Genomic DNA, 11744 nt, shown 5'->3' with positions numbered 1-11744 from the left:
AAGGCCCCCGGAGGGGCCGTTCCTCACCAAGATCTACGGGCGGCGGGCCGGCGACAGACGAGGCACCGCGGCACGCGCGGCGGGAGTGGGCACGCGCGGGTCAGGCGGCGGCGCGTTCCGCCAGCGGGCGGCGGCGCAGCGCGGGATCGGTGAGCGTCGGCGGGGACCACGCCCCGTCCGGCTGGTAGAGGTTCACCCCCGGCGGCACGATCTCGTCGATCCGGTCGAGCACCGCGTCGTCGAGTGTCAGCGTCGCGCCGGCGAGCAGCGCGTCCAACTGGTCCATGGTGCGCGGCCCGATGATCGTCGAGGTGACCGCCGGGTGCGCCGCGGTGAACGCCACCGCGAGTTGCGGCAGCGTGCACCCGATCTCGTCGGCGAGCGCCGCCAGGTCCTCGACGGCGGCGTACTTCGCGGCGTTGCCGGGCAGCGCCGGGTCGAACCGGGCCGGGGTGAGCGCCGGCCGGCCGGCGGTGAGGTCGACCGGCCGGTCCCGCCGATAGCGCCCGGACAGAAAGCCGGCGGCCAGCGGGCTCCAGACCAGCACGCCCATCCGGTAGCGGCGGCAGACCGGCAGCACCGACGTCTCGATCCCGCGCGCCAGGATCGAGTACGGCGGCTGCTCGGTGCGGAACCGGCCGAGCGCCCGCCGTTCGGCGACGTGCTGCGCCTCCACGATCTCGTCGGCCGGGAAGGTCGAGCAGCCGAACGCGCGGATCTTGCCGGCCCGGACCAGGTCGGTGAGCGCGCCGAGGGTCTCCTCGACATCGGTGGTGTGGTCGGGCCGGTGGACCTGGTAGAGGTCGATCCAGTCGGTGCCCAGCCGGCGCAGGCTCTCCTCGACCGCGCGGACGATCCAGCGCCGCGAGTTGCCGCCCCGGTTGGGGCCCTCGCCCATCGGGAAGTGCACCTTGGTGGCGAGCACCACGTCGTCACGCCGGCCGCGCAGCGCTTTGCCGACGATCACCTCGGACTCCCCCGCCGAGTACATGTCGGCGGTGTCCACGACGTTGACGCCGCGATCCAGCGCCGCGTGCACGATCCGTCCGCAGTCGTCGTGGTCGGGGTTGCCGACCGCGCCGAACATCATGGTGCCGAGACAGTGGACGCTGACCTCGATGCCGGTGCCGCCGAGGACGCGGTAGCGCATGGGAACTCCAGGGTGTGACGCCGCGCTGACCGGGCGGCGGCCGGTCCGGTCACGGTAGGAGTTCGAGTGCGCTGGAGGTCAACGGTCGGCGGCCGGCCCGCCGGCGCCGGCCAGGTAGCCGGACGCCTGCAACTCGAACAGCTCCCGGTAGAGCCCGTCGGAGGCCATCAGCGTGTCGTGGTCGCCGGACTGCACCAGCCGGCCGTGGTCCATGACGAAGATCCGGTCGGCGTGCCGGACGTTCGCGAGCCGGTGGGTGATCAGCACGACGGCCCGGTCCGGGTGCCGGCGCAGGTGCGCGAAGAGGGCGTGCTCGGCGCGCGCGTCCAGGGCCGCGGAGGGCTCGTCGCAGATCAGCAGCCGGGCGTCGCGGTAGAGGCCACGCGCGGCCACCAGCCGCTGCCACTGCCCGCCGGACAGGTCCTGGCCGTTCTTGAACTGCCGGTCCAGCAAGGTGTCGTACCCGAACGGCAGCTCGCTGATCATGTCGTGCGCCGCGGCGTCCCGAGCGGCGGCCTCCACGCTGGGTCCGTCCCGGCCGGTCCGGTCGTGGCGGCCGACGCGGATGTTCTGCCCGGCGGTGAACGGGAACTTCCACCAGTCCTGGCTCATCACCGCGACCTGGGCAGCGAGCTGCCGGGGGTCGAGGTCGGCGGCGTCCACGCCGTCCCAACGGATGCTGCCGCCGGTGGGCCGGTAGAGGCCGGCGATCAGCTTGGCCAGCGTGGTCTTGCCGGAGCCGTTCTCCCCCACCAGCGCGACCACCTCACCGCGCCGGAAGCTGAGGCTGACCTCGTCCACGGCGGCGGCCTCGGTGTCCGGGTAGCGCAGGCTGACCCGGTCGAGGTCGATCCGGTCGAACCCGTCGACCGGGCGGTCGCCGCCGGTCGGGATGCGCCGGCCGGCGCGGTCGAGGAAGTCCCGGTAGTCCTGGTAGTAGAGGGCGTCCTCGTAGAGCGAGTTGGTGGCGAAGATGGCGGTACGCAGGCTGCTGCGCGCGGACTGCAGGGCGAGCAGCGCGGTGGCCGCCGCGGCCAGCGCGACCACACCGGTGAGCAGCAGGCCACCGAGCACGGCGTAGACGGCGAACGCGGCGACCCCGGTGACGGAGAGGCCGAGTGCGCGGGTGACGGTCTGGGAGCGGGCCAGCCGTAGCTGTGCCCCGGTCTCCACGGTCATCATCCGGTGGTATTCGGCGAGCAGGAAGTCGCGCATCTGGTAGGCGCGGATCTCCGCGGCCGTGTGCCGGTCGGCCATCAGCCGGGCCAGCATGTACATCCGGCGACGGCGGGTGATCCAGGCCAGCAGGGCGAGGTATTGCCGGCGGGCCAGCTTGACCGCGGTGGCCGCCTCGGGCACGGCGGCCAGGAGCAGGCAGGGCAGCAGCAAGGGCTGGATGACGGTGACCGCGGCGGCGGTGGCCAGCACGCCCACCAGACCGGTCACCAGGTTGACGCTGTGGTCCACGATCGACGCGGCCTCGGCCATGCCGCGGTCACGGGCCCGGTCCATCTCCTCGGCGAAGCCGGCGTCGTCGAAGGCGGCCAGCTCGACGGCGGTGGTGGCCTCGAAGAGCCGCAGCTCCACCTGGTAGTTGATCTGTGGGATGAGCCGGGCCTGCGCCCATCCCGCGGCGATGGTCAGCGCGCCGCGACCGGTCACGGCGGCGGCCGCGACCAGCAGCGCCGGCAGGGCCGCGCGGATCCGGTCCGGGGTGGGCCCGGCGGCGAAGAGCTGCCGGAGCACGCCGGTCGTGGCGAGCAGGCCGAGCGTGGTGAGCACTCCGGCGGCGACGTTGAGCCCGATCGAGGCGATCGTGTCCCGCCGGCTGGTCGACCAGGCCAGGCCGACGGCTTCACGGACGAGCGCGGGCAGCCGCCGGGCCACCGCCCAGAAGCTGGTGTGGGCGAACTCGGTGGCCCGGTTCATCCAGTGTCCGTCCGCCAGCTCCGGCAACGGCGACTCCTCGGTCGTCGCCTCCCCCTCCGACGGGGTCCGGGGGCCGATCACCCTCGCCATGTGCGCCTCCTCCTCCGGCAAGCCTCCCGGAGCTTACGTTCCGCTATCGGTCGGTGTCTCCCCGTGTTCGGCGTGTCGAACACGTGTCCCAACCGCGTGTCGCGGCGTCGCCTCCCCGGCGCGCCCGGCGGGTGGGCGACGCCGGGTCGCGTCGCGACGAGCGGCTCCGGGTGGCAGGCTGGTGGGGTCGCCGGCGAGAGCCGACCGCCCGTCGTGAAGGAGAAGATCGACCCGATGGCTGACGTCACCACCACGGACGAATGGCAGGCGCTGCGCAAGCACGCCGAGGCGATGCGCGGCACCCACCTGCGTGAGCTCTTCGCCGCCGACGGGCAGCGGGGCGAACGGCTCACCGGCGAGGTCGCCGACCTGCACGTGGACTACAGCAAGAACCTGGTCACCGACGAGACGGTCGCGCTGCTCACCGCGCTGGCCGAGCGGGTCGACCTGACCGGGAGGATCGCGGCGATGTTCGCCGGGCGGCACATCAACGTCACCGAGGACCGCGCCGTGCTGCACACGGCGCTGCGGCTGCCCCGCGACGCCTCGCTCACCGTCGACGGCCAGGACGTCGTCGCCGACGTGCACGCGGTGCTGGACCGGATGTCGACGTTCGCCGAGCGGGTGCGCTCCGGCGCGTGGCGCGGCCACACCGGCGAGCGGATCACCACCGTGGTCAACATCGGCATCGGGGGCTCCGACCTGGGCCCGGTGATGGCGTACGAGGCGTTGAAGGCCTACCGCGACGCGGGGATCAGCTGCCGGTTCGTGTCCAACATCGACCCGACCGACATCCACGACAAGACCACCGACCTGGACCCGGCGTCTACGCTGTTCGTGGTGGTCTCCAAGACGTTCTCCACCCAGGAGACGCTGGCCAACGCCGACCAGGCGCGGCGCTGGCTGCTCGCCGGGCTGGACGCCGACGACGACGCCGTCGCCCGGCACTTCGTCGCGGTCAGCACCAACGAGCAGCGGGTCCGCGACTTCGGCATCGACCCGGAGAACATGTTCGGTTTCTGGGACTGGGTGGGCGGGCGCTACTCGCTGCCGTCCGCGGTCGGGCTGTCGGTGATGCTGGCGGTCGGCCCGGACCGGTTCCGCGAGATGCTGGCCGGCTACCACGCCGTCGACGAGCACTTCCGCTCCACGCCGGTCGAGCGCAACGTGCCGGCGCTGCTCGGCCTGCTCAACGTCTGGTACACCGACTTCCTCGGCGCGGAAACCCACGCGGTGCTCCCGTACGCGCAGTACCTGCACCGTTTCCCGGCCTACCTGCAGCAGCTGACCATGGAGAGCAACGGCAAGTCGGTGCGTGTCGACGGCGCGCCGGTGACGTACCCCACCGGGGAGATCTTCTGGGGCGAGCCCGGCACCAACGGTCAGCACGCCTTCTACCAGCTCATCCACCAGGGCACCCGGCTGATTCCGGCGGACTTCATCGCGTTCAGCCGGCCCAACCACGACCTGGGCGACATGCACGACCTGTTCATGTCGAACTTCTTCGCCCAGACCGCCGCGCTCGCCTTCGGGCGGACCCGGGAGCAGGTGGAGGCCGAGGGCACCGCGGCCGAGGTGGTGCCGCACCGGGTGATGGCCGGCAACCACCCGACCACGTCGATCCTGGCGCCGAAGCTCACGCCGGCGACGCTGGGGCAGTTGATCGCGCTCTACGAGCACATCGTCTTCACCGAGGCCGCGGTCTGGGACATCAACGCCTTCGACCAGTGGGGCGTCGAGTTGGGCAAGGTGATGGCCAACCAGCTGGCCCCGAAGCTCACCGGGTCGGATCCGGACCTCGCCGAGGTGGACACCTCCACGGCCGAGCTGATCCGCCGCTACCGCGCCGAGCGCGGCCGGAGCTGACCGACCGGCGACGCCCGGGCGCACCGACCCGCCCGGGCGTCGCCGTGACCTGCGGGTACGCCGACCCGCAATTCGGTTGCATCGAATTGCCCACTGATTACTCCCCGACACTCGTCACATTCGTCACCGTCTCGCCTTGACCCGCCGCACAGGCCGCCGCAACCATGGATGAGCCGACATCGATTCGCATTTCGAGAGCGGCACGGCGGACCACCCAACGGTGGGCGGCCGATTCACGACGGGGGCTCGACGGGAAACAGTTTTCGCACGTCAGTAGCCGGATGTCATTCCGGTTGCACTGGCGCGCGCACATTTCCCCGCACCCGGAATCCGTTGTGGAACGGCATTGCCGCCACCATTCGTCAACGGAGCGACAACGGGGGAAATCGTGGATCAGATCCTGTACTGGAACGAGGTGGCACTGGAGGCGAACCGGGTCACCCACACCACGGGTGACGCGGCCGAGGCGCGGTCGCAGGGCCCGGTGGGCAGCGCCCGCGCGCTGGCCGTCGTCCACCTGGCCATGCACGACGCGTACGTCGGTCTCACCGGGGCGTACGAGCCGTGGCTGGGCGACCGGCTGCCGGAGCCGCCGGCCGACGCCGACCCGGACAGCGCCGTGGCCGCGGCGGCCCGGACCGCGTTGGTCGCGCTCCACCCCGCGCAGCGGGCGTTCTTCGAGACCCGTCACCTGGCCGCGGGGCTGGTGGCCGGCAAGCACGACGCGGCCGGGCACGCCTGGGGCCGGCGGGTCGCCGAGGAGGTGCTGCGGCTGCGCGCCGCCGACCCGGGCCTGGGCGACGAGGGCTACGTGCCGTCACCGGCCCGGCAGCACCACCGCGTCGACCCGGACAACCCGGGGCAGGGCTACCACGCGCCGTTCTACGGCGCACGCTCCCACTGCTTCGCGGTCACCGCCCGCCACCAGCTCGACGAGCCGCCCCGCCCGGGCGACCGGGCGTACGAGCGGGCGCTGCGCCAGGTGCGCGGCAAGGGCATCGCCCCGCACCTGGCCGGCACGCTGCCGGACCGGCTGCCGCAGCGCACCGCCGCCGAGACCGCCGTCGGGCTGTTCTGGGCGTACGACGGCGCACGCGGCATCGGCACGCCGCCCCGGCTGTACAACCAGATCGTCCGGGCCGTCGCCCGGGCGCAGGGCAACGACACGGCCCGCAACGCGCGCCTCTTCGCGCTGGTCAACGTCGCGATGGCCGACGCCGGGATCCTCTGCTGGACGGACAAGTACCGGTACGACCTGTGGCGTCCGGTCCTCGGCATCCGCGAGCACGACAGCTCACTCGGCCCGACCGCCGCCGGTGACGCCGCGCTCGACCCCGCCACCGACATCGGCTGGTTGCCGTTGGGCGCGCCGAACACGAACAGCGTCGGGCAGAAGAACCGGACGCCGAACTTCCCGGCGTACCCGTCCGGACACGCCACGTTCGGCGCGGCGGCGTTGCAGTCGGTGCGCCAGTTCTACGGACGGGGCGGGGACGGCCCGGACGGCCTCGCCGACGGGTTGGAGTTCGTCTCCGACGAGCTGAACGGGATCAGCGTGGACAACACCGGGACGGTGCGCCCGCGGTGGGCCCGCCGCTTCCCGGACGGGTTGTGGCAGATGATCGAGGAGAACGGTCTGAGCCGGGTCTACCTGGGCGTGCACTGGTCGTTCGACGCGTTCGCGCTGGACGACGACGGCCGGGTCGACCTGGCACGGAACATCGGCGGGGTCCGTCTCGGGCTGGACGTGGCCGACGACCTGGCCGCGAACGGGCTGCGCGCCGACGCCGCCGCCGGCCCCGTCGAACCCTGAGCTGTCCGTCCGCCCGGTCGGACGGCGGAGCCTGAACCGCGGCGGTCGCTGGGCCGCCGCCCGGACGGCCGTCGTGCCGCGCGCCACGGGGGTGCGCGCGGCACGACGGCACCTCCCCGGACCGCGGCTTCCGTCGGCGATCGCGCCCACCCGGCTCGCGGGTGGGGTCAGCGGCGCAGGAGGTCGGCGTGGGCCGCCTTCAGGCGGGCGAGCGCGGGGTCGCCAGCGGGGGCGCGGCGATCCAGCTCGGCCCACGCCTCGGCGAGCGCGTCGGTCAGGGCGCGCAGCTCGGCGGCGTGTCGCCGGCCGGACTGGCGGTGCAGCTCCTCCAGGCGGCGGGCCCAGCCGGCGCTGACCGCGGCCACCCGCTCCGCGTCGGCCCGGGCCTGCGCGCCGGTGCGGGCGGCCGGCGCGGGCACGATCGCGGCGATCGGGCGGGGGTCGCCGTCGCGGGTGACCACGGTGACGGTGTCGGTCAGCTCGGCCAGGGAGACGAGCTGGGTGAGCCGGGTGCGGACCTCGCGCAGCGGCAGGGCGCGCGGCTGGGGGGACCGGTCGGCCAGTGCGGGGACAGCCATGGACACATGTTGACGTCCGGGTACGACAAGAAAGACGCTCAGGCCGTCCACTCCGGCGCCAGCACCGACCAGACCTCCATGTCGGCCCGGCCCTCCGGCACCGGCGCGGCGTCGCGGAGCACCCCGTCGCGGCGCATGCCGAGGCGCCGGGCGACCGCGATGCTGCGTTCGTTGCCGGCCCGCGTCACCCACTCGACCCGGTGGATGCCGCGCTCCCGGACCGCCCAGTCGACGACGATCCGGGCGGCCCGGGTGACCAGGCCCTGGCCCTGGGCCTCCGCCTCCAGCCAGCAGCCGGCCTCGCACACCCCGCGGGCGGTGCTCAGCGACACCAGCAGCACTCCCCCGACGAGCGTGCCGCGCTGCCAGATGCCCCAGATCCCGCCGTCGTCGCGGGCCCACCGGTCGGCGTACGCCTGGAGGACCCGGCGGGCCGACTCGGCGTCGGTGGCGACGAAGGACGCGCCGACCCAGGGCGCGATGTGCTCCCGGCAGCGGTCAAGGTTGGCGAGGAACTCGTCGGCGTGCCAGGGCTGCAACGGCCGCAGCTCGGCGTCGTCGGTCAGGGCGATCGCGAACATCCGTGCAACCTACCGGCCGGGCCTGCCGTCCCGCCTGCCGATTTCGCCGGTTACTGCCGCATCTCGTACGCCCCGGCCAGGTCGGCCACCCGCTGCCACACCCGGGCCGTGCGGTCGGCGTCGACGACCGGGCGTCGCAGGTGGGCGAGCGCCCAGGCGGCCTGCTCGTCGGTGGTGGCCGGCTTGCCGTGCAACTCGGTGGCGTAGCCGGAGAAGTCCCGCACCAGCAGGTCGAAGATCTCGTCCAGCAGGTCCGGGTCGAGGCCGGCCGGCTCGGCCTGCTCCAGGATGAGCTGGCCGTAGACCACCAGCGCGAAGAGCTGGCCGGTGGTGAGCAGGAAGTCCAGGTCGCGCTGCTGCGTCTCGTCCGGCGCGTGCGCGGCGAGCAGCGCGACCAGGCCGTCGGCCTGCTCCCGGAACCGGGCCACGTTGGGCACCCGGGCGTACGCGTCGTAGGCGGCGCGCCAGTCGTGGAACCGGATCGCGCCGAGGCCCCGCGCCGGGCCCTGCCGGAACAGGAACTCGTCGTCGGCCGCGTCGCGGCGGGTCGGCACCGCCGGGTGCGGCTGCGGCCGGAACAGGTAGTTGGGCATGAACTTGAGGATCAGCGCGAGGTTGACGTGCACCGTCCCCTCCAGCTTCGGCAGGCCGCGGATGTCCTTGGCGGCCTTGTCGAAGTAGGTGTCGGCCTCGAAGCCCTTGGCGGCGATGACGTCCCAGAGCAGGTCGATCACCTTCTCGCCCTCGGTGGTGACCTTCATCTTGGTCATCGGGTTGAACAACAGGTAGCGGCGGTCGTCCGGGCCGGCCGAGCGGAAGTAGTCCACCGCCCGGTCGCTGAACAGCTTCATCGCGACCAGGCGGGCGTACGCGTCGGTCAGCTCGCGGCGCACGTGCGGGAAGTCGGTGACCCGCCGGCCGTAGAGCACCCGGCCGTGGGCGTGGGTGACCGCCTCGTACATGGCGTGCTCGCAGATGCCGATGGAGGCGGTGCAGAGGTTGAACTTGCCGACGTTGACGGTGTTCAGCGCCGCGTCGAAGGCGGCCGGCCCGGTGTGCAGCACGTCCTCGGCGCGTACCGGGTAGTCCTCCAACCGGAACTCGGAGACGTACATCTGGGCGTTGACCACGTTGCGGACCAGCCGGTACGCCGGGTGCCGGCTGTCGGCGGCGAAGAACACGTAGCCCTCGGGGCCCTCGACGTCGGCGCGCCGACCGAACACCGAGACCAGGCCGGCGACGTTGCCGTTGCCGATGTAGTACTTGCCGCCGGTGGCCCGGAACCCGCCCTCGCCGTCGGGGGTGAGCAGCATGTCGGTGGCGTAGATGTCGGCGCCGTGCGGCCGTTCGGAGAGGCCGAACGCCATCACGTGTCCCTGGTCGAGCAGCTCGGCGGCGCGGGCCCGGGCGGCGGCGTTGTCGCTCTGCCAGACCGGCCCGAGGCCGAGCACGGTGACCTGCCAGGTGTACCAGTAGCCGAGCCCGTAGAAGCCGAGGATCTCGCTGAGCGCCGCGTTGCGGGCGGTGTCCCAGCGCTTGTCCTTGTCGTCCGCGCCGTCGGCGGACGGGGTGAGGAAGGTGGCGAAGAGGCGTTCGCGGGCGGCGAAGTCGAGGAAGTCGGCGTACCACTCGCGCTCGTGGTAGCTGTCGACGAGCGCGCGCTTGCCCCGGTTCTCGAACCAGTCGATCGTGGCGCGCAGCAGTCGACGGGAGGTCTCGTCGAGGTCGGCGGGGTCGTAGCGGTGCGGGTGGAACAGCAGTGGGTCGCTCACGGCGCGGGCCTTTCCGGGTCGGGGTCGAGGGCGCGGAGGGTGGCCAGGACGTCGTCCAGCCAGGCCAGCACCATCCGCTCGTACGCGATGCCGCCGCGCAGCACGACGTGCTGCAACGCCGCCCGGGCGTCCGGTGCGGCCGGGTCGGCGAAGTCGCGGCGTTCGCCGGCCAGGTAGCCGGCGAGGACGGACTCGTGGTCGGCGCGGTAGCGCTCGACCTCGGCCAGCAGGGCGGCGCGCCCGGCGGCGTCGTCGAACGCGGCACCGCGGATCTTCACGGCCAGCTCGTGCCGGACGGCCTCCGGGCGCACCGGGGCGTGCAGCCAGTCGAGCAGCGCGGCCCGGCCGGCGGGAGTGACCGACCAGACCTTCTTGTCCGGCAGGCTCTCCTGGCCGACCTGGACGCCGGTGATCCGGTCGTCGTCGGCCATCTGTTTGAGGACGCGGTAGATCTGCTGGTGGGTGGCGGTCCAGAAGCGGCCGATCGAGCGGTCGAAGCGACGGGCCAGCTCGTAGCCGGAGGCGGGTTGCTCCAGGAGCGAGACGAGGATGGCGTGCTCCAACGACATGCCGGTCATCCTGCTATGCACTTTGTTGCATAGCAAGCCCTGGTCGGTCAGGTACCACCGCGGCAGCGCCCGGCGCACCCGCCACGGCTCGTCGAGGTAAGGCGCGGCGCGTGAGGGTGGTCATAACGGCTGGACGTCCGGCGTACCGGTGCTGCTAGCCTTCTCCGCAGGTCATGAGCGCCAGCGTCAAGCCCCGGCTCGCTGGCCGGCAACCCTCCACCACGGTGGGGTGCTCCGGGTGAGGACCAGGCGCCGGCAGCCGTCGGCGCAAGCGTGGCCTGGCACCCAGGTCAGCACCGACGACCAGGGAGACCCGATGTTCGCCCCACCCCTCGCGCAGGCCCGCCCTCTGCTGGTCAAGCGCCGCCACGTCGACCTGATGCGGGTGTGCAGCGACCGCTGTCGCGTCGCGCGCTGACCGAGCGTTCCCGCCCTTTTCCCGATCCACCCTCCCGGCTCCGCCGTGCCCGGCGGCGCCGGCACCGGCGCGCGTCGCGCGTCCGTCCACTCTGGAGAGTTTCTGTGCGTATCCGTACCGCCCTGACCCGCGTCGCCGCGCTCGGCGCCGCCGCCGTGCTCACCGCCACCGCGCTGACCGCCTGCGGCGGCGGTGGCACCACCGACCAGGCCGACAACCCGTACGGCCTGCTCCAGCCCGGCGTGATCCGGGCCGGCACGCTCACCGACGCCCCGCCGAACGTCTACCTGAAGGACGGGACGTTCACCGGCTTCGACAACGACCTGCTCACCGCCGTCGCCGGCAAGGTCGGCCTGAAGGTGGAGTTCGTCGGCACCGACTTCTCCGCACTGCTCTCCCAGGTCAACAACCGCAAGTTCGACGTGGGCAGCTCCTCGATCACGGTCACCGAGGCCCGGAAGAAGACGGTGGACTTCGGCAACGGCTACGACTTCGGCTACTTCGGCCTGGACGTGCCGGCCGGCTCCCCGATCACCGGCTTCGACCAGCTCGCCGGCAAGCGGGTGGTGGTCGTCCAGGGCACCGTGCAGGACGACTTCGCCACCCGGGAGAAGCTGAACCCGGTGCGGGTGCCCGACTACAACGGCGCGGTCAACCAGCTCAAGGCCGGCACCGCCGACGCCTGGATCGCCCCGGCCGAGATCGGCGACAAGTCCGCCGCCGACAGCACCGGCAAGATCAAGGTGGCGGCGAAGCAGCTCAGCCCCGCCCCCACCGCGTACGCGGTGGCGAAGGGCAACGACAAGCTGCGCGAGGCGCTGAACAAGGGCCTCGACGAGGTGATCGCGGACGGCACCTGGAGCCGGCTGCAGGCGCAGTACTACCCGGGCCGGCCGATCCCGGCCGACTTCACGCCCGGCAGCGGCTCGGTCCCGGTGCCCTCGCCGTCGGCCGCCTCCTGACCAGGTAACCGCGAAC

At 72.9% G+C, this 11744-nt stretch carries 9 protein-coding genes and 1 riboswitch; of the genes, 3 read left to right on the top strand and 6 right to left on the bottom strand.

Annotated elements, in window-relative coordinates; translation table 11 throughout:
- Nucleotides 1–100 precede the first annotated feature (100 nt).
- Nucleotides 101–1150 carry an aldo/keto reductase gene (locus GA0070213_RS01170; protein ID WP_091055715.1) on the bottom strand — a complete coding sequence of 350 codons (1050 nt, stop codon included), beginning with the start codon at nt 1148–1150 and terminating at the stop codon, nt 101–103.
- A 78-nt stretch (nt 1151–1228) separates the two neighbouring features.
- A complete protein-coding gene (locus GA0070213_RS01165) occupies nt 1229–3169 on the bottom strand; it encodes an ABC transporter ATP-binding protein (protein WP_091056618.1) in 1941 nt (646 codons plus the stop codon).
- A 234-nt stretch (nt 3170–3403) separates the two neighbouring features.
- On the opposite strand from GA0070213_RS01165, the gene pgi reads away from it, so the two are divergent.
- Nucleotides 3404–5035: a glucose-6-phosphate isomerase gene (pgi, locus tag GA0070213_RS01160; protein WP_091056616.1), complete on the top strand. Its 1632-nt coding sequence runs from the start codon at nt 3404–3406 to the stop codon at nt 5033–5035.
- A 388-nt stretch (nt 5036–5423) separates the two neighbouring features.
- A complete protein-coding gene (locus GA0070213_RS01155; RefSeq protein ID WP_091055713.1) occupies nt 5424–6848 on the top strand; it encodes a vanadium-dependent haloperoxidase in 1425 nt (474 codons plus the stop codon).
- Nucleotides 6849–7015: 167 nt separating this feature from the next.
- On the opposite strand, the gene GA0070213_RS01150 is transcribed toward GA0070213_RS01155, so the two are convergent.
- Genes GA0070213_RS01150 through GA0070213_RS01135 form a run of 4 tightly spaced genes read right to left on the bottom strand, consistent with a single transcriptional unit; the run spans nt 7016 to nt 10348 of the window.
- Nucleotides 7016–7426 carry a hypothetical protein gene (locus GA0070213_RS01150; protein ID WP_091055709.1) on the bottom strand — a complete coding sequence of 137 codons (411 nt, stop codon included), beginning with the start codon at nt 7424–7426 and terminating at the stop codon, nt 7016–7018.
- Between the two features lie 38 nt (nt 7427–7464).
- On the bottom strand, nt 7465–8007 hold the full coding sequence (locus tag GA0070213_RS01145) for a GNAT family N-acetyltransferase (protein WP_091055706.1): 543 nt from the start codon (nt 8005–8007) through the stop codon (nt 7465–7467).
- Between the two features lie 50 nt (nt 8008–8057).
- The gene (locus GA0070213_RS01140; protein ID WP_091055704.1) at nt 8058–9779 is read right to left on the bottom strand and encodes an acyl-CoA dehydrogenase family protein; all 1722 of its coding nucleotides are present in this window, start codon (nt 9777–9779) and stop codon (nt 8058–8060) included.
- Nucleotides 9776–10348: a PadR family transcriptional regulator gene (locus GA0070213_RS01135; protein ID WP_091056615.1), complete on the bottom strand. Its 573-nt coding sequence runs from the start codon at nt 10346–10348 to the stop codon at nt 9776–9778. The genes GA0070213_RS01140 and GA0070213_RS01135 overlap by 4 nt, the downstream gene beginning before the upstream one ends.
- 169 nt (nt 10349–10517) lie before the next feature.
- Nucleotides 10518–10628, top strand: a riboswitch (SAM riboswitch).
- 242 nt (nt 10629–10870) lie between these two features.
- Between GA0070213_RS01135 and GA0070213_RS01130 the strand changes: the two genes are divergently transcribed.
- Nucleotides 10871–11728 (top strand): ABC transporter substrate-binding protein, encoded by an 858-nt coding sequence (locus GA0070213_RS01130; protein ID WP_091055702.1) that lies wholly within the window; start codon nt 10871–10873, stop codon nt 11726–11728.
- The last annotated feature ends 16 nt before the right edge of the window (nt 11729–11744 follow it).

It is taken from the genome of Micromonospora humi (genome assembly GCF_900090105.1).
GTDB lineage: Bacteria > Actinomycetota > Actinomycetes > Mycobacteriales > Micromonosporaceae > Micromonospora > Micromonospora humi.
This window is presented reverse-complemented; position numbering and strand designations above follow the sequence as displayed.